The following is a 20,265-nucleotide window of genomic DNA, read 5'->3' as shown; positions in this document are numbered from 1 at the left end:
AGTTTTTGCCTCCCGTTCAGGGGCTGCCGTTAGAACATTTTAACGTTTTCAAAGTTAATCTGCTCCAGACAGCTCTTTTGTTCAATTGTTCAATTGGCTGCGCCAGAAGAGTATTTTGCATTAGCCATATTGTAAGAGCACAGTTTTTTCGCAAAAAAGGCTTTTTGTTCCGGGTTGAGTACCAACAGAGTACTCTCCCGCCACAAAAAGCCTTTTTTGATTGCAAATAAAAAACCGTCTCCTGCAAGTACTGGCCGCATGCCCAAAAAACAAAAGGAAGGCATGCCGAGCCGCAGGGCAGGGCGCTTAACTGAGTTCTTCCAGCCTTTGCTCCACAGTTTCCCAGCGCAGCAGCAGCTCTGTCTGCTCTTCTTCCAGCGCGGTGAGGCGCTCGGTTGTGCGGGTAAAGGCGGCGGGGTCTTTGGTGAAAAGTTCCGGGTCAGCCAGGGCTGTTTCAAGGTTTTCCTGCTCCTGCTCCAGAGCGTCCATCCGTTCCGGCAGGGCTTCCAGTTCCTTGGTCAGCAGGTCAAATTCCCGCTGTTCCTTGAAGTTGCGGCGGCGGGGCTTATCTGAGGGCTGCTGGTCGGTCTGATAGTTTGCTCTGCCGTTTTTTTCTTCCGTCTTTTTTTCCTGAACGGGCGTGGAGCGCTGGCGCAGCCAGTCTGTGTACGCGCCCACATATTCGTGCGCTTTGCCATCGCCTTCAAGGGCAATGACGCTGGTGACAAGATTGTCCAAAAAGCTCCGGTCATGGCTGACGATAAGCACCGTGCCGGAATAATCCGCCAGCAGTTCTTCCAGAAGCTCCAGCGTTTCCACGTCCAGGTCGTTGGTGGGTTCGTCCAGTACCAGCACGTTCGATGGACGGGTGAACAGCTTTGCCAGCAGCAGGCGGTTGCGCTCGCCGCCAGACAGGGCTTTGACAGGCAGACGGAGGCGGTCCGGGGTGAAGAGAAAATCTTGCAGGTAGCCGGCCACGTGGCGCGTATTGCCGCCCACGGTCACCACGTCGTTGCCTTCCGCCACGCTGTCCATAACGCTTTCTTCGGGGTTCAGGCTTTCGCGCAACTGGTCAAAGTAGCTGATCTGCAAATTGGTGCCAAGCTGCGCGGTTCCTTCTGTGGGTGCCAACTCGCCCAGCAGCACGCGGAGCAGGGTGGTTTTGCCTGTGCCGTTGTCGCCAATCAGGCCCACGCGGTCGCCGCGCTGGATGATGGTGGAAAATTCGCTGAACAGCGGCGGCTTGCCGGGGTAGCCAAACGTTACGTTGTCTGCCTCAATGACAAGCTTGCCCGAGCGTCCTGCTTCCTGCGCGGCCATGCGTACGTTGCCCTGTTTGTCGCGGCGCTCGGCGCGTTCGGCCCGCAAGGCTTCAAGGGCGCGCACCCGGCCCATATTGCGCGTGCGCCGGGCCTTGATGCCCTGACGAATCCACACTTCTTCCTGGGCGAGCTTTTTGTCAAAAAGCGCAAAGGCGCGTTCTTCGGTGGCAAGGCGCTCTTCGCGGCGTTCCGGGTAGCGGTCAAATCCGCAGGAATAGCTGTGCAGCTTGCCACGGTCGATTTCCACCACCCGCGTGGCGAGGCGCTTGGAAAAGGCCCGGTCATGGCTGACGAAGATCAGGGTGCGGGCCTTGCGCAGCAGAAAATTTTCAAGCCAGGTGATGGTAGCAAGGTCGAGATGGTTGGTGGGTTCGTCCAGGATAAGGTCTTCAGAGCAGACAAGCGCCCGCGCCAGAGCAACACGGCGTTTGGTTCCGCCGGAGAGCGAGGCGAATTCGGCATCCGGGTCCAGTTCCAGATGATTGATGACGGCAAGTACTTCGCCGTAGCGTTCCCAGTCCGACGCCATATGCAGCCCGGCCTCGTGCCCTGCCGCATCATTGCTGCCAGAAGTCGCAGCAGGCGCAGCGTCTGCGCTGTGGGTCGCGGTATCGTGTCCTGTTCCTGCATGGGCGGCGGCAAGGGCTTTACCTTCTTCGCCAAGAGCTTCGGCTACCAGAGAAAAAACAGAGCCGCGCCAGTTTTCGGGCACGTCCTGGGGCATTTGTCCTATCTGGGTGCCGGGGCGGATGATAATGCCGGAATCCGGCTGCATTTGGCCGCCAAGAAGGGCCAGCAGCGAGGATTTTCCCGCGCCGTTGCGGCCGATGAGGCAAAGCCTTTCGCCAGTTTCAACGGAAAAATCTGCCGCATCCAGCAGCGGTTTGCCGCCGAGGTTCAGGGTTACGCCCTGCATGCTCAAAAATGCCAAGAGGTTCTCCAGCGCTATGTATGATTATGCTTTGGGCAAAGGCGCTTCATAGCCGAGTGATTTTTTGCATCCCGCAAAAAGCCGTGGTGCAGCCAGCGCACGCAATTGCCCTTTCGCTCGCGGATGCTACCAATACCTTAGTGGGCGAACTGGCGCAACGGCCCCATAGCCGGCCAACCGGAAATTCCGCCGACAGGCGCGGCTGATGATGAAATTATGCGGGCAGCGTGTACATGCTGTTGGTGAATGGAGCAGCGTGTTGTTGAACAGCATTTTTTTGACGAAATAATAATTTTTATGAGCACAATACTTTTAGGTTGTTCTGGCTAACTTTACCAGAATAGAATATATGAAACTGTTCAGGTATGTTAAAAATAAAGTATGTCTATAAAAAATACTAATGTAGAAATCATTATTATTGGCAATAAAAGTAGCTATTAGCAATAGATAATATTCTTTAGTGCACACGTACACCATTTTTTAGCAATTTTTATGGCTTAGATACATTGCATATAGCAACAACATGCATAATTAAATATATTAGTCTTTATATGTTATAGAAAGATCTATTTTGATAAAACACGGCAGTTTTTTGACGTAGCGCAGCGCCTGCGGCGTAAAACAAGATGCAGGAAATTGTGTTTTTCGAGTGCGGCTCTGTAGTTTACACGACTGTGTAAATGATTATTTGTGGCGGGTCTGCGGGTTTTCATGCGGCCTGTCTTTGATAAAACCATACAGTTGTATGGCCGAAATACGGCTGTTTGCAGGGATTAAAAAATATACTGTATGAATTTAAATTCTTGACATGTATATAGGCGTGACGTTAGATTCGGTTCGCCAAGAACAGGAACTATTGTTTATAATATCTGAGGCTTGCTTTATGGCCAGCTTCATCTTTGTTTGTGTTCTTGTAGCGGAAGTCGCCTCTGGATTTCCCCACGTGCCTTACTGAATCATACGGCCTTTTACTTTCTATAAGGCCATGATATTCGAGAAGAACTTCGCGAAGTGCTTTTTGTTGCACTGCGCGGAAATGTTCTTTTGCGCGAAAGATTTCTCTTTCTCCCTTCTCCACTATATTGGTGCCTTTTTTGCATTGCCTTTACTGCGCAACAGTTTTTGTTGCGGGTATAGCCCTTTTTATTTCTGTACGTATTTCAATAAAAAGCAGATTTCCTATAAAAGAAGTCTGTAATAAAAGGTGCATTCACATGGCAGACGTAAAGCTCTCCCGCCCGGCCGCAGGACAACATATTTCCGTGCCCAGCACCCCCGATGCCCGCATGGTTCTGGATTTTCCAGCCGATCAGGTAGCTATTAACCGGCCCGAAGGCTCGGATAGCCTGTTTTTCCAGTTTGGCGACGGCGCTTCAATCGAATTGCAAGACTTCTATACGGCATACAACAAAGAAGAGATGCCGGAGTTTCAGATTGACGGGCAGTTGATCGCCGGGGCTGATTTTTTTCAGGCTTTTGGGCCTGACCTTGCGCCTGCCGCCGGGCCTTCGACCAGTGCCGAGCGTGCAGCACGCTACAGCGATCTCGCCAATATGAATCTTGCCGAAGGCACTTGGCACCTCAACGAACTCGATTACCGTCTGGCCTTTGAGGGTCAACAGCCGACGGACGAATGGGCCTATGGCACCATTGCCAACATCGCTCCCAGTCTCAATACTGCTGGCGCGCCTATCACATTGAGCCTGCTTGAAGATGGCTGGAACGGCGCTGGCGGCGAAGTACGCGGCGTGCCCAGCATGCGCGGCAGTTTCACCGTCAATGATCCGGACGGCGACAGCCTCACCGCCACTGTAAATATGGGAGGCAGGGCCGTCAGCGTCAGTCTTGCTGGCCCGACGACCATTGCGAGCGACTACGGCACGCTGGTTATCACGCCCAAGGGCAGCGGCTCCAACATCACGTTTGATTTCGAATACACGCTCAAGCAGGACCCTGACAGCCTTGTGGACAAGCTGTCCAAGGGCGAAGTTCATACAGACGGCATTGTTATCGAAATAAACGACGGTATGGGGCACATTGTGCGCCAGCCTATCAATGCTGTTATTACGGGATCCAACGATGCGCCGGACATCTCGGGCGTGACCGATTTGACGCTGAAGGGTGAGGGCGTATGGGCCTCTGGCGGCCGCTCAACGGATCTTGGGGCCAGGCAGCCCGGCGATGCTCCTGAAAACCGGGCCATCACTACCGATGGCGTGGGCGATGGCGAACACAGAACGCAGAGCCTGGTGGGCCGCATTGAGGCGCACGATCCCGACAACGACGGTCTTGGTGACAATCCCTTTGATATTTCCGCCATGCGCGTAAACGGCGCGGACGTGGCCTTGCCTGTTGGCACTGCCATAATCCCCACGGATTCGCTGCCATTCACCAAGGTGTATTCAACTGAGTACGGCAAGCTGTATGTGAATACCGCTGACGGCACCTACCGGTTTGATCTCGACACCACAACCGGAGGCTCCGTTGACAAGCTTTCCGAGGGTGAAAAGCTCACAGTTTCCTTCACGCCTAGCGTTACCGACATTCACGGCGCAACGGACAGCATGCCCAACGTTCTGCGCGGCGGCCATGACGTGTCGAGCCCTTCTGGCTCGGATAACATCATTGACATCACCATCGTGGGCAGCAACCAACAGCCATATTTCGCAGGTGCGCCCGAAGTCATCACCCTGGCCGAAGACGGCGGGGTAACCATTGCCAACGGCCAGCTTCACGGTGTGGACGTTGACAATGACGGCAATGACCTCGTGTACGGCTTCAACCATGACGGCGTGCGTGTGGATGCGCTGTATGTTGTGCCGGAAAATGGCGGTTACGCGCTTTCAACCACTGCTCCTGCCGACGGTAATTACTATGGCGTCATAACCATGACAGACACCGTCAACGGCAAATTCACCTTCACGCTCAATAATGACGCCCCGTGCGTGCAGGCGCTGGATGACAACCATGTATCGGAAGGGTTGAACATCACGGTGCCCGCTGTGGTGCAGGACGTACACGGCGCGTGGAACAGCACGAACATCGCCATCCGCATTGACGGCGCCAATGATGCGCCTCAGTTCACCTCGGTGGAGAGCGGCTGGGTCAAGGAATCTGGTGTTTTTTATGCTGGCGGTCTGGGCGGCGTTCTTGATGCGCGCGAAAATACCAATCCCGCAGATCACAAGTTGAGCCTTGTTGGCACGGTTACCGCCAGTGATGTGGACACAGGCGATATGGCGCATCTGTCTTTCGGCCTTGCGCAGCATGACGATGGCAGCGCCCCTGTCAGCGGCGTTGTATATGTTACGGCCATCAATGCTGACGGTTCCTTTACCTTTGTGACGGAACAGCCCGCCAGCAACGCCTACTTCGGCACGCTGCAAATGGAATCCGTGGCTGACGGATCGGGCGGCCAGAAGGGGCAGTACACCTTTGTGCTCAATGACGCGGCGGGCAGCCCGGCAGACAAGCTTGGCGAAGGCGAATCCGTAGCGCTTAAAGTGTACCCCACCGTCAGTGATGCTCTGGACGCCAATGACGTTAATGCCAAATCCGTTACCAGCAGCACTCCTATCACCATAACCATCCACGGTTCCAATGAAGCTCCGCAGGTGGATTTGGCGCGAACCGTTACCTCTATTGCCGTCAGTGAGCAGGGTGCGGATCATCCTCACGAAGCGGCAGCGGTTTCTGGCGTTTTTGCCGTGACGGATATGGACAGTAACGACACCATAACCTTCGGCCTTGTGCACCAGGACGGCAAAACCGTAAGCTGGAGCGAAAACACGGCTTCCGGCACGCTCTATGTTGTCATGGGCAGCGGAGATACTGCGGGCAAACTGGTGGTGACTGATGTGCCCCCTGTTCAGGGCACAGCCGCGTATGACAACTACTACGGCATGATAGTCATCAATCCTGACGCAACGGATACAACGGGCAAGACGGCCAACTATACCTTCACGCTTTTCAATGATTCCCGCGCGGTGAACAGCATGGCCGAAGGGCAGAGTCATACCCTGAACTTCTCTTTGGCCGCCAGTGACGACAAGGGCGCGTACGCTGTGCAGAACGTGTCGCTGACCATCAACGGCGCCAATGACGCGCCGCAGTATAATGGACAGTGGAATTCCATTACAGTGCGTGAGCGTGGCGTGTTCAACGGCAATGATCCTACTGTTGCCGATACACCCGACAGGCCCGGCAACGCCGACCCCAACAATGGGTACGTCTTCCCCAGAGAATACCGCCTCAACGATTCCGACGATCTCAGCAGAAGTTTTACTGACGCGGACAATGGCAGCACCTTGCGCTATTCGCTGGACCTCAACGACGGCAACAACACGCAGTGGCTCAAGGCTGGTTCGCCCTTTGAGGCCACCGTTAAGGCTGCCGACGGCGGCACCCGCACCATTGGGGTCACCATTGATGACGTGCAGGAAACCCGGGACAGCAATAATGCGCTGACGTCGCAGGTGATTAAGACCAACGTGGGCACCATCACTCTCGATTGTGTCACTGGTAAATACACCTTTGAACTGGACGACAGCGCTGGCAGCGTGGCTAACAAACTTGCCAACGGCGAGTTTTTTGACTTCAGGTTCCGCAGCGTGGCCACGGATGAGCACGGCGCAAGCGCCAAGCATATGCTCAATATCCGCGTTGAAGGAACCAACGATAAGCCCACGCTTTCACTGGAGGCTCTGCAGCACTACAATGCCAGCGAAGGTCGCTTTGAAGTTGCCGAGGGCAACAATACCAATGTGAACGGAGCTGGCGGCGAAGTTACCTATGCCTTGGGTAAAGCCGTGGGCGACGACGTGGACTACGGCCATAAGCTGCAGTTCGGTCTGGGCAGCGGCACTGTGCTGGAAGCGCAGGGGCAGGCTCCCGCAGAAATGGCGGGCAAGGTAAGCTATACGGCTTCAGGTGATGTCATCACAATGAAGGGCGACTACGGCACCTTGAGCCTCAATACCAGCACTGGCGCGCTTTCCTACAGCGTGGATAGCTCCATTGGCGGCAAGGCCGACAAGCTTGCGGAAGGTCAGACCGGTTCGGACGTCTTTACCGTTCTGGTCAAGGACGAGTTTGGCGCATGGACCACAAAGCCCCTGACCGTGCAGGTTCACGGCACCAATGACGCGCCGGAGTTCACTTCCGTGGAAAGCGGCTGGGTAAAGGAAGCGGGCGTATTTTACGGAGGCGGCCGAAGCAACGTTCTTGATGCGCGCGAAAACACCAGTCCCGCAGACCACAAGCAAACGCTTGTTGGCACAGTTACCGCCTCTGACGTAGACACTGGTGATATGGCGCACCTGTCTTTCGGCCTTGCGCAGAATGCCAACGGCAGCGGCCCTATCAACGGCGTTGTGTACGTTACGGCCATCAATGCTGACGGTTCCTTTACCTTTGTGACGGAACAGCCCGCCAGCAACGCCTACTTCGGCACGCTGCAAATGGAATCCGTGGCCGACGGATCGGGCGGCCAGAAGGGGCAGTATACCTTTGTGCTCAATGACGCGGCGGGCAGCCCGGCAGACAAGCTTGGCGAAGGCGAATCCGTATCGCTTAAAGTGTACCCCACGGTCAGTGATGCTCATGTAGCCAATCCTGTCACCAGCGCCACGCCTATTGAAATTACTATCAAGGGCAGCAACGAACAGCCTGCAATCACAGCACATACGGATAGCCTCAGCGTTACTGAAGCCGCTCTTGGCGGAGCATCCGGTATCGTTTCCGCCAGTGGAAAGGTGCACGGCGAGGACGTGGATAAGGGCGATACCCTCAGCTATCACCTCACCCTTGACGGCGCGCAAGGAACCCTTGATGGCGCTGCCCTGCACAGCACTCTTTATGTGGTGAGCGATGGCGCAGCCGGACTCAAGCTTTCCGCTACCCAGGTTAGCGGCGAAACCTATGGCACCCTGACTATGGGCGCTGACGGCACCTATACCTTCACGCTGGATAACAGCAGCCCGGTCGTGCAGAAGATGAGCACGGGCGACACAAAGTCATTGAGCTTCAACGTGGCCGTGGTGGACGACAAGGGGGCGTATGCCCACGAATCCGTCAATCTGACCATTACTGGCGCCAATGATGCGCCCTATGAACTCAGCAAATACGGCTTCGGTACCGTCAAGGATGACGGCGTGTACAGTGCGGAGAACATTTCGGGTACCCTTAATCCGAACGAGCTCAATAACGTTACTGAGACTAACGCCAACGACCCTGACGCAGGCACGTATAAGCAGAATGTCACTGGTGCGGTAGAAGCCAGGGACTACGAAGGCGATGCGCTCACATACGAACTGGGCGGCGCTTCTCAAAACTTCCCTGATGGTGCTCCTGCTGGTTACACCGCCAGCAACAGTACGGCCATCACGAACGCCTACGGCACCCTCTATCTCAAGAGCGATGGCTCCTACACCTTCGTGCTTGATATGGACAGTAAAGAGGTCAACGCTCTGGGTGAGGGGCAGCTTCATAATGTCACGTTCTCGGTGAGCGCCAGCGACGGCAACAGCAGCACACTGTTTTCCAACGCCATCACCATCACGGTCAAGGGCACCAATGACGCCCCAGTGCTGGAAACGCCGAAATGGACGGCGGGCCATGAGATAACGCAGAATCTTGATCCTTCTGCCAATACTGTGATCTCTGGAACCGTCACAGCTACCGACGTGGACGCCAACGATCAGTCCAGGCTGGAGTTCTTTTTTGTCGGAGGAGATGGCAGCACGGTCGCCACAAAGTTCTATGTGGGGCTTGACGGCAGTCTTACCGCTACAAAGCCCCTAGTAGATTACCTTGGCGAGCTGAATATGAGCAGCAACAGCGACAAGGGAACCTATACCTTTACGCTGAATAACAATTCCCCCACAGTCAAGGCTATGGGTGAAACGGATACCAGGGATATATCCTTCAAGGTCGCAGTGCGTGATCCCAAGGGCGCGTATGATACGCAGGGCGGAGATGTCACCTTGACCATCAGGGGCGGCGACGATCCCACCTTTATTGACACGAAAGCGTTGAACCAGGATCTCAAGCTCATTGAATCCGGCGTGAAGCCCAAGAGTACAGTGAGTGATGTCGACGCCAGAGAATACAAGGACGGCAGCGAAGGCGTTCCCACAGCCAGTGGGCGTATCCATGCCACAGATACCGATGCCAAGGATCAGGCGGAGCTGAACAGTCCCCCGAATACTGAAGGCACAAAGCTGCACTACGTCATCAAGGTCGGCGCAGAGGAACATGATCTTAACAAGCTGATGGCCGACGCTGAAGCCAAGAACGGTAACACCGTTACTATCAAGATGGATTTGGGCTCTCTGTCCATCACGCGCGATTCCGCTGGTGGCTTCAAGTACGAATACACCGTGGACAATACGAACGAAGATGTGCAGAAGATGAACCTTGGTGACAAGACCACTGATGGTTTTTCGGTGCTCATCAAGGATACCGTCGCGGACAAGGTCGTGTCTGAAGCTCCGGTCAAAGTCACCATCACTGGCGCTAACGACAGACCCACCATTGATGTGGACAGCCTCAAGGGCGGCCATATCGAAATTACTGAAAACACCACTGGCAATAATCTGGTGGGCCGGGTTGAGGTCGCCGATTTTGAGCAGGGCGTCGGCCATAAGAGCGGTGCAGATAACTACGAAGCCGTGTCCAAGGGCTTTACCTTCTCGCTGGTGACGGCAACGGATGCTTTGACAGCAGAACAGATTGCAGGGCTCAAGACTGACGGCAATCTTAACGATGAAAAGCTGTTCAACCTTAACAGCGACAGTCCTGTCATACAGGGCACGTATGGCCGTCTGACCCTCGATCAGGCCACGGGCGAATACAAATACGAACGCACGGTAGACCTTACACACCTTGCCGAGGGCAGTTCTGTTACCGATGTCTTCTATGTGCGCGTGAAGGATGCTAACGGTGCCTATTCCGAGATCAAGCCCATTGAAATTACCATCAACGGGCAAGATAACGCGGGCAGTTTGACCAATAACAGCCTGACCATTACGGAAGACGGCGTTGCGGGCAACGTGAAGGGCATCCTGCACTGGCAGGGCGATACGGAAAAACTGGGCGCCAATGAAACCGTGAACAGCGGTGGCATGAGCGGTAAGCTCGACTGGCACGACCCCGACACGAGCGATACGTATAAGGCCAATGATTACAGGTATGGCGAGGCCAAGGTCTCGGCCAGCTCCGACGGCGACAAGCCCTCAACGCCAGAGATCGAGCGTAGCGCGGATGGGCATAGCTACACTGTCAAAGGCTATGGCACCATAACTGTAGACAGCGACGGCAACTACGCTTTCGAAAAAAGTGCGACGGATAACACAGCCTATGATTCCCTTCAGGCTGGGCAGTCCATAACCGTCACCATCCCTGTAACCCTTGAACACGAGACTACTGGCGCGGATATCACCCAGAATCTGGTCATCACCATCAATGGAACCAACGATGCCCCGGTAGTAAGTGGTTTGCCCACAATCAGTGCGGATGTTGATATCAGCACAATCAGTTGGCGGTCTATGATTCTGGGCGACTTTATCCAAAAAGAGGCTCTGGAGCAGATTGCCTACAATAAGAGTCACCATCAGTTTGACTCGGACAGTTGGCTCATAAAGGCCCTCAAGGCTATGGCTCCTGAGGACCCTCCCTATTGGCTTATTAGTGGAGCCTACAGCCAGACGGATATTGCGAACTGGATAGGTATGAAGGACACTTGGTATAGTGAGGCGAAAGGCAACATAATTTTAGATGCCATCCGTGCGGACTCCGAAGCTTCCAAGGCGCTGAAAGATAGCATGGTTGCCAAGGAATCTGCTACAGTTGCTGATGTCAGTAAAATTGACTGGACATCCTCAGTTTTTGAGCAATTTATTGTTGCAGAAGCCCATAAGCAGGCTGATTACAGAGCCAGTCATGGTGGTTATCCTGGGTTTGACCCGTCCAGTTGGCTTGTAAAGGCCGTTAATGGTCGGTTTGATCTTGTTGATATCTATAATTCTAACGACATGAATTCTTGGCTGAAAGATGTAACGATATATAATGCATCAATAGCAAACAAAATGCTCCAGGGCATTTCTGCTGATCCGGCCGCTCAAAGCGCTCTGGAAAAGCTCATTGCCGACCATGCTCCAAGTACGTTTACAGGCGAAGGCATTGCCAACTCCGCTACTGCGCTCATCCCCGCCACGGGCGATGTGTCCAAATATGCCACCGATGTTGATGACTCCCATGCCAGTCTGAAGTTCTTCTTTGTGGATAAGGCTGGCAACGTGGTGCAGAGCTACAAGGGCGAGTACGGAACTTTGATTGTTCAGCCTGATGGCAACTACACCTATGTGCTGGACGAGAATGTCAGTTCGTCCGTAACTGAAAAGTTTGAAATCTATGTGCGCGACCCGCACAATGCCGTGGCCGATAAAACCATCCCCGTGGTCATTACAGCCAAACCCATTCCGGGCGGCGGTACAGGCGGCGGCACGGGCGGCGACGCTATGGCGCTGACCGGGCGCGAATCAGAAGTGCAGGAAGACAAAACCCTCAATGCTGCTGGCGATATGGGCGATGGCACGGACCTGGACCTGCGCCTTACAGGATATACGCAAGGCGGCAATGTAGAAACGGGCCTCAGCGCCAGAAGCATTGTTACCGACTACGGCACCGTTACCCTGCTGCCCAATGGGGAGTATACCTATACGCTTAACAATGACAGCAGGGCAGTGCAGGAACTGACGGCGAACGATCAGATCAAGCAGGTATTTACTGTCAGGAATGGCAAGGGCGAAGAGTCCACTATTACCATCACCGTCAAGGGGACCAATGACGCTCCGTATGTGATTTCTCAGGATGACACTGTGACCTTGAAACAGCAGGCGGGTGGCGTATGGGAACACACGGATCCTGCGGGTTCCTTCAAGGTGGCCGATATTGACGCAGGCGAAACGGATAAGCTCACGCCTAGCGCCGGTAAAAACCTCACTGATAATGGTGACGGAACCTACACTGTTGTGGGTGAAAAGGGCGGTGTCTTCACCATCACAAAGGGCGCTGACGGCAAGTTTGATTATACGTACGCCGCGCCCAAAGATGCGGACAGCACCAACTACAGCGGCGTTGTGGAAGATACGGCAAAGCTGACGCTTTCCAATGGCGCCACCTCTGATGATAAAGTCACAGTCGACCTGAAAGCCAGGCTCGACTATGCCAATGACGCCCCGACACTTACGGGCGCGGATGGCAAGATTATGCTGGCGGAAGGCTCTGCACACACCGTAGTTGAAGACGGCGGCGCACAGATGGTCGTGACAGGCAAAGTTGTGGGCGCAGATCCCGATGTGGCCAGCGACGGCGTCACCAGGGATGGCCTCAGCTACACCATTATTGGCAGCGCCACGGGCATGCAAGATTATATTGATAAAGAAAGTGGAGAAAAGCTCGGCACCCTTATTATGGGTAAGGACGGCAGCTACGAGTTCCATCTCAACACCAGCAGCTCGACGGTGCAGGCTCTTGGTGATGGCGAAACAAAGGACATCTCTTTTACCATCCAGGTAAGTGATGGCCACGATGGTAAGGCTACTGCGGAATTGCCCATCACCATCACGGGCACCAACGACGCCCCGGTTATCAGCCTGCACAATGCCGATGGAAGCGGAGCCGCAGGTTCTGGCGCGCTGCGCGATCTCACGCATAGCGACTTTGGCACAGACTACACCGTGGGTGGTAAGCTGGAATTCAAGGACGTGGATTCCAAGGATGAGGTGAATCTCTCCCTTGGCGGAAAGGTCGATGGCCACGATTTACGTGCGGTGGATGGCAGCGACAGCGACCACACGCATCTGGATATCTGGGCGGTCAAGGACGGCAGTGGCTGGAAGCAGTGCGCTCCTGGCACTGAAGGCGCTGTAAAGATGGGCCATATGGAACTGGAGAACGCGGGCGGCTCCAACAGCGGCAGCGCCAAATACAGTTTTGTGGGCGATGTGGACTCCCTGGCCCTGATCAACAAGGGCGAAAAGCTGGATATCACGGTCAGCATCAATGCTGATGACCAAAGCGGAACGGACAACAGCAGCGCCTCTGCCGACTTTACGGTATCCATCACGGGAACCAACAGTATTCCCACGATTACAACTGCCCCCGTGGATACGAGCATCACAGACGATGGCAAAACATATACGACCAGCGGCACGATTGTTGCCGCCGATGCCGATGGCGACAATCTGACGTATTCTGTTCAGGGAAGCGGCTTAACGCATGTTGAAAACGGCAAGTATGTGGTGAACGGCTACGGCACTCTCACCATAGACAATGATGGAAAATACTCTTTTGAGCTGAATGATGACGGCAAGGAAAAGCTGAAGTCATTGGGCTTGAATGAGGATGGCTCGCCGCAGACAGAGCACATCGGCACGTTTACCGTTGTGGTAAAAGACGCGGTTGGCGCAATGGCGACGCAGGAACTGAAGCTGGGTCTCGTCGGCGCTAACGATGCTCCGGTCATTGATACGGCTACCTACGCAGTGGATGCCAGTGCGGGCCAAAGTGGCGGCTGCCTCACTTTCCACGATTTTGATGAGACAGATCACCTCAGCCTTTCTCTCAAGTATGAAGGCAAGGAATACGCCATAACCAACGGCGATCACATCAACGTTGCGGCACTGGGCGTCTTTACCTTTACAGAGAATGCCCACGGGGACTGGAGCTACGAGTTCACGCCCGATGCCTCCTTGTCAGGAGCCATCAGAGCTGGCGAAGTGGGCAACCAGACCTTCGGGCTGTCTCTGGGCGTCAACGACGGTCATGCCGCAACCGTGTATCATGACCTGAACGTGAATATTCTGGGCACCAACCAGGAGCCAGTGCTTTTATCGGTCGGGCCAGACGGGTTCCACGCATGGTCAGGCACCCTCGCTACGGATGCCGACAGCAGCGTGCTGCATTTCAGTGCTGTTGGCGATAAAGAGCTGGATTTTGGCACACTGCATGTGGGTGCGGACGGCGAATACTCCTACTCGCTGCATACCGACGAAGCCTCCATTGCAAAAATGGGTGCCGCGTATCAGGAATACGGCGTCCTCAAGGAAACTTTCAGCTTTACTGTCACGGACAATGCCGAGCACGGCAATCCTGTCACAGGAGATCTGCATCTCAACATCAATGTGCACGACTGGGACGGACACGGCGGCAAGCTGATTTTTGGCACAGAGGCTGACGCGTCTGGCAATGGCGGGCATGATACTCTTGGCGGCGACGCTGGCAGCGACATCATCTATGGCGGCTCCGGGAATGACCACATTTCCGGCGGCGCTGGCGACGACATCCTTTACGGTGGTCGTGGTGATGACGCCCTTTATGGTAATGCTGGCAACGATCATCTTTACGGCGGCGACGGCAATGATTTTCTTGACGGCGGCGAGGGGTCCAATCACCTCTACGGCGGTTCCGGCAATGATATCTTTGTCTTTCACGCCAACGATGTGATTTTTGGCGGCTCAGTGGCCAGCGACGGAACCGTGGTGGACGACAGCATCGACGTGCTGCTGGTGGCGACTGCCGATATGGGAGCCTTTGCCGACAGCAAAAACGCCACCGGAGTTGAGGTTGTCATCTGCGGTGACGACGTTTCCTGCCTTACCAATCTGAAGGCGCTGGCAGAAATAGGTGTGACCATCAATGATACGGACAAGTCCGTCACACTCAGTCATGACTGGCACCAGAGCGCCGACAGCAATGTATGGTCCAACGGAGACTACTCCATAAGCACACATTCGGATGACGATGCAGTAGCCAAAGCCACAATCCAGATGGCGACAACCAACGGGTAGAGATTATAGTATTGAAGCGGCAGTATGTGCGGTTCCGGGTAGGCCGGGCCGCCTGCTGCACCGCGGCGTGAACCCTGCCGGAGTTCAATCTCGGCAGAACGATAGCCTAAAAAAGCTCCAGAGCAGAAGCTCTGGAGCTTTTTCAAATCAGCTCAAAATAAAACAGTGCTAGCGGCTACAGCCCCAGATCCCGCAAAAGATTGTCCACGGCCATGTGACCCATAGTTTCGGTGGCTCCAGCTGTGGAGGAAGAGCAGTGCGACCCCATGACCAGATTGTCCAGTTCGTACCATGCCGGATCAGCCGGGGGTTCCTGCTCGAACACGTCCAGGCCCGCGCCGTAAATGCTGCCTGCCTGAAGGGCGGCCAGCAGGGCGGTTTCGTCAATAAGGCCGCCGCGTGCGGTATTGATGATAACAGCCGTTTTTTTCATGCTGGCAAGGCGTTGGGCATTGATGCAATTGCGGGTTTCGTCCGTCAGCACCGTGTGCAGTGTAATGAAATCCGCCTCACGGCAAATGCGGTCCACATCCGCGCGTTCCACGCCTTCGCTCTTGGCCCAGGCTTCGTCCCACGCGATGTCGTGGGCCAGAATCTTCATGCCAAAGCCCTGCGCGCGTTTGACCACGCAACGGCCAATGGCTCCCAGGCCAATGATGCCCAAGGTTTTGCCAAAAAGGTCGATGCTGGTGATCTTGCTCCAGTCTTTCTGGCGGCAGCGGCGGTCGATAAGCCCGGCCTTGCGCGCCACCATCAGCATAAGGGTAAGTGCGTAGTCGGCCACGGCGTTGCTGTTGGCCCCAACCGTGCGTGACACGGCGATGCCGCGCTGCTTGCAGGCTTCAAGATCAATATTATCCAGCCCAACGCCGTACTTGGCGATGGCTTTAAGCTCCGGCGCGGCGGCCAGTACCGAGGCGTCCATAGGGTCCACACCCAGAATGACGCCCTGGCAGGAGGCCAGCTTTTCACGCATCATGTCAGCGGAAAGGATGCCGCCGCTGTCGTTGCGCACGACCTCAAGCCCGGCTTGCGCCAGACGGTCGAACAGTTCGGGATTGGTTTTGCCAAAAGAGCGGGGAGTAACAAGAATTTTCACAGCAATACCTCTTGGGGGCGGAGTGGCCGTCCGGCCTGGGCTGGGCCCATGAAAACGTCCGGGTCGGTGGCGTACAGGCTTACTCCAAGAGCGGAAATTGTCAACGCAGAGTATTGTTGATGTATGAAGGCCGCAGGCTTCAACCTGCGGCCTTCATGCTGGCGCGTTGCTGGCAGTAGAGCCTTTTCACTTTGAAATGCTCAGGCGGCTGCGTGAGCGGACACCCGCCGTAGAGGCGTAAGTGCTATTTGTTCGCGCGGTTAACGCCGTAGCGGGCGTGTTTTAAACTTTGAGAGCATATATACTCAAAGCTACTCTGCTTTAAAGCAGCTATGCGTGAAACGGGCGCATAAGGGCAAGCAAGGCTTGCGTTACGCATCCCGCTGCAAGAATCTGAGAGCAAACCCTTGCGGCATTTCAAGCGTAACATGCCCTACACTTCAATATTGACCTTGCCGCCAATGCCCTGAGCCGCCAACCCGGCATTCTTGTCCATGAGGGCCTGCATTTCCTGACCCTTGCCGATGCTGCCGTTGATAACGGCAGCAGACATGCTGGCCTGAAAATTCAGGGCTTCACGGCTGATGGCAACGCTCATGCCCATTTGTACTTCATTCATGGCATGCTCCTTTGCAGCGGGGGCTAATCCCGCTACACTGTACCTATCGGCGTTATGGCGGAAAAGTTTACCCGCATGTCTGATTGGCGCGGTCTGTGCGTCTTAGCCCCCGTGTTTCTTACGGTTCTGACTGCCTTTGCAGCGGTGTTGCGGCAGCATGCCGTTCGGTATACAAGAAAAGAAAAACACAGGATGTTACTATGAGTGAAATGCGTGACCTCAAGGCAACAACCATGCCCCTGCTGGACAGCGTGGTTGAACGCCTTTGCCATCCTTCGTCTCTGGACGCGGTGTGGCACCGTCCGGCACAGGGCGCGGCCATGCCTTCGCTGAAGGACCTTACCGAAATTATGGAACGCCTGCGGGCGGCCATTTTTCCGGGCTACTTCGGTTCCGCGCGGGTATGGCGCGAGTCCATGCGCTACCATCTTTCGGCCAATCTCGACACCATCTACCGCATGCTGTGCGAGCAGATAGTGCGCGGTTTCTGCTTTGGCTGCGCGGGCGACAGCAATCCTTGCACGTCCTGCGAGTCTGATGGCGAAAAAGCCGCCGGGGCTTTTATGGACCGCCTGCCCGAAATTCGCAGGCTGCTGGCGGGCGACGCCAAGGCCGCCTATGAAGGCGACCCCGCAGCCACAAGCCCGGGCGAGACCATTTTTTGTTATCCGTCCATGCAGGCCATGCTGCACCATCGCATTGCCCATGAGCTGTATGAACTCAATGTGCCGGTGATCCCGCGCATCATATCCGAGATGTCGCATTCGGCCACGGGTATTGACCTGCACCCCGGCGCGACCATTGGCGAAGAGTTCTTTATTGACCACGGCACGGGCGTTGTTATTGGTGAAACCTGTGTTATTGGCCGCAATTGCCGCCTGTACCAGGGCGTCACCCTGGGGGCGCTGTCCTTCCCCAAAAATGCGGACGGCACCCTGACCAAGGGCATACCGAGGCATCCCATTCTTTGTGATGGCGTGACAGTGTATGCCGGGGCCACCATTCTTGGCCGCGTGACCATTGGCAAGGGCGCGGTTATCGGCGGTAATGTGTGGATTACCCAGGACGTGCCCGAAGGCGCGCGCATTCTTCAGGAGCGCCCGCGTGCCTGATGCAGGTTCCCGCCGCACTGGCCGCCGTTTTCTGCTCTGTCTTTCACTGCTGGCCTTTCTGGCTCCTCTGGTGCTTTCGGGCTGCGGGCAGGGCGTGCGCGTGCAGCCCAAGGGGCAGATGCAGACGAGTGTTGGCGTAGGCCGTTAAGGCTGTTTTTACTCTGTTTTTTCTTGTAAGTGAGCGGTCTTTTTCATCTTGGTTGCGTACATAACAGTACCCATTCATTATGAAGAAGGCCGCTTTTCTTGTTGCCAATGAACAGCTGTCAGCTGAAAATCTGTCAGTTAAAAATATTCTGGTAAGGGTTTGGAGCGCGAGCTTTTTTGGTGTTGGGCCGGGCATCTGCCCAACCGCATCTGTGCGGTATGGCTGGACGCCGTGCCTTCACAAAAATACAGATACGTGAAGAAATGTTCGGCGTGTAGATAATACCAGCCGCGAGGGACAGGGGCACAGGCCGTGAACCCACAAATTGGGCCGTGCATGGCTGGTCCGATGCGTGCTCTGACACAGAACAGGCAGGCGTGATTTATTGCGATTTTTTCACCTGTTCCGGCAGCCGGAGAATTTCCATTTTTCAAGGCAGGGCGCGGCTAAAAGCATGTAGACATGGCAAGCCGTATGTGGCATCCTGCCGCCTTCATTACGAGGGCGGTTTTTTTACCGCTCTTGCACTCTATATCCATACAGTTTGTTGAAGCTCATGCCCATGCCTGCCCAGAGTTCGATACCTGAATCTGAGCGGTAAACTGCGTAATTAATGACGGTAATCCCGCATGGCGGGCGTCTGGGTATTTTGAGCTTTTTCTGGGGTTGGTTCCCATGTTCGAACCCCGTTTGGCGTCGCACAGTAAGGAGGAAACGCCATGAGTGTGCTGGAAAAATTGTTCAATCCCGCTGCAAGGGGCAGCACGGTCAAAAGAGAAATGCTGGCCGGTCTCACCAGCTTCATGGCCATGTGCTACCTCATCTTTGTGGTGCCCAGCATGCTGGCTGACGCGGGTATGCCCAAGGATTCCGCCGTGGCATCCACCATCTGGGTGACCATTATCGCAACGCTTGTGATGGGCGTTTGGGCCAAATTTCCTGTGGGCGTCGCGCCCGGCCTGGGCATTACTGCCTTTTTTGCCTACTACGTCTGTGGCCCTGCGGGCTATTCCTGGCAGACGGGCCTTGGCGCAGTGTTCATTTCGGGCATAGTTTTTTTGCTGCTTACTGTTACGCGCATCCGTCAGCTCATCATCAACGCTGTGCCGATGGACCTCAAGTTTGCCATTGTGGTGGGCATCGGGGCCTTCATTGCCTTTATCGGCATGAAAAGCTGCGGCATTGTGGCGGCGGATCCGGCCACCTTTGTGACGCTGGGCAATCTTGGCAATCCCCAAACCCTGCTTTCTGTGGTGGGTATTTTTCTTATCGGCGGTCTGATGGCGCTGCGCGTGCGCGGGGCAATGATCATCGGTATTCTGGTCATTACAGTGGCGGGTATTGTGCTTGGCGTGACGCCTTTGCCGCAGGGCCAGATTTTCTCCACCAGCCTGCCCATGCCCACTGAAACTTTTATGCAGATGGATATCAAGGGCGCACTGCACCACGGTCTTATTTCCATTATCTTCACGCTGACGATGGTGGACCTTTTTGACAATATGGGCGTGCTCATCGGTCTTTCGCAAAAAGCTGGCTTCATTCGTGAAGACGGCCACATCGAAAATCTGGACAAAGCCCTTATCACCGACTCTATGGCTACTATGGCCAGCGCCGCATTGGGCGCTACCACGGCCACCAGCTACCTTGAAAGCGCCGCTGGCGTGGCCGAGGGCGGCCGTACGGGTCTCACTGCCGTCACCATTGCCTTTCTGTTCTTTCTGGCGCTCTTTTTCTCGCCCCTGGTGGGCATGGTGCCTGCCTACGCTACCGCGCCCGTGCTCATTATTGTGGGCGCGATGATGATGCAGGAAGTGGGGCGCATCAGCTTTAAGGACTTCACCGTGGCGCTGCCCGCGTTTTTGACCATCATCAGCATGCCGCTGACCTTCAACATCGCCACGGGCTTTGGCTTCGGCTTTGTGAGCTGGGTGGGCATCAAGGCTCTGTCCGGGCGCTTCAAGGATCTGAACATCGTGATGCTCTGCATTGCCATCTGCTTTGTGATCAACTTTGCCCTGCGCCTGCCCTAGGCTGGCGCGGCAACCGTCGATATTCAAGCCCCGGCGTTCTGCGCCGGGGCTTCGCTTTTACGAAGATTCTTCACCTCATCTTGCCTTTGGCGGCGCATAAGTGCATACTTTGCAGCCTGCATGCAATTGGGCCATTAGGGCCATAAAGAATAA

The 20,265-nt window shown here is 55.2% G+C and carries 7 protein-coding genes; 4 read left to right on the top strand and 3 right to left on the bottom strand.

Annotation, left to right across the window (positions count from 1 at the left end):
* Positions 1-306: 306 nt before the first annotated feature.
* Complete coding sequence (locus HNQ38_RS11940; protein WP_183721235.1) at positions 307-2,253, bottom strand: ATP-binding cassette domain-containing protein; 1,947 nt, start codon at positions 2,251-2,253, stop codon at positions 307-309.
* A gap of 1,214 nt (positions 2,254-3,467) precedes the next feature.
* Here HNQ38_RS11940 and HNQ38_RS11935 point away from each other — a divergent pair.
* Positions 3,468-15,104 (top strand): VCBS domain-containing protein, encoded by an 11,637-nt coding sequence (locus HNQ38_RS11935; RefSeq protein ID WP_183721232.1) that lies wholly within the window; start codon positions 3,468-3,470, stop codon positions 15,102-15,104.
* A 175-nt stretch (positions 15,105-15,279) separates the two neighbouring features.
* Here the strand turns inward: HNQ38_RS11935 and HNQ38_RS11930 are convergent, their stop codons facing one another.
* Together HNQ38_RS11930 and HNQ38_RS11925 are read right to left on the bottom strand one after the other, a co-directional pair.
* The gene (locus HNQ38_RS11930; RefSeq protein ID WP_183721228.1) at positions 15,280-16,203 is read right to left on the bottom strand and encodes an NAD(P)-dependent oxidoreductase; all 924 of its coding nucleotides are present in this window, start codon (positions 16,201-16,203) and stop codon (positions 15,280-15,282) included.
* 433 nt (positions 16,204-16,636) lie between these two features.
* Positions 16,637-16,822 carry a hypothetical protein gene (locus tag HNQ38_RS11925; protein ID WP_183721225.1) on the bottom strand — a complete coding sequence of 62 codons (186 nt, stop codon included), beginning with the start codon at positions 16,820-16,822 and terminating at the stop codon, positions 16,637-16,639.
* A 200-nt stretch (positions 16,823-17,022) separates the two neighbouring features.
* Between HNQ38_RS11925 and epsC the strand changes: the two genes are divergently transcribed.
* From epsC to HNQ38_RS11910, 3 genes are all read left to right on the top strand, one after another.
* A complete protein-coding gene (epsC, locus tag HNQ38_RS11920; RefSeq protein WP_183721222.1) occupies positions 17,023-17,934 on the top strand; it encodes a serine O-acetyltransferase EpsC in 912 nt (303 codons plus the stop codon).
* Entirely contained in the window at positions 17,927-18,082 is a 156-nt protein-coding gene (locus tag HNQ38_RS11915) for a hypothetical protein (protein ID WP_183721219.1), read from the top strand. Before epsC ends, HNQ38_RS11915 begins: the two co-directional genes overlap by 8 nt.
* Positions 18,083-18,801: 719 nt before the next feature.
* A complete protein-coding gene (locus HNQ38_RS11910; RefSeq protein WP_183721216.1) occupies positions 18,802-20,112 on the top strand; it encodes an NCS2 family permease in 1,311 nt (436 codons plus the stop codon).
* Positions 20,113-20,265 lie beyond the last annotated feature (153 nt).

Origin of the sequence: Desulfovibrio intestinalis, from assembly GCF_014202345.1 — a bacterium.
GTDB lineage: Bacteria > Desulfobacterota > Desulfovibrionia > Desulfovibrionales > Desulfovibrionaceae > Desulfovibrio > Desulfovibrio intestinalis.
This window is presented reverse-complemented; position numbering and strand designations above follow the sequence as displayed.

Excerpts from the sequence above, each read along its gene's own strand:
- HNQ38_RS11935 (WP_183721232.1), top strand. The coding sequence starts at position 3,468 with ATGGCAGACGTAAAGCTCTCCCGCCCGGCCGCAGGACAACATATTTCC.
- epsC (WP_183721222.1), top strand. The coding sequence starts at position 17,023 with ATGAGTGAAATGCGTGACCTCAAGGCAACAACCATGCCCCTGCTGGAC.
- HNQ38_RS11910 (WP_183721216.1), top strand. The coding sequence starts at position 18,802 with ATGAGTGTGCTGGAAAAATTGTTCAATCCCGCTGCAAGGGGCAGCACG.
- HNQ38_RS11925 (WP_183721225.1), bottom strand. The coding sequence starts at position 16,822 with ATGAATGAAGTACAAATGGGCATGAGCGTTGCCATCAGCCGTGAAGCC.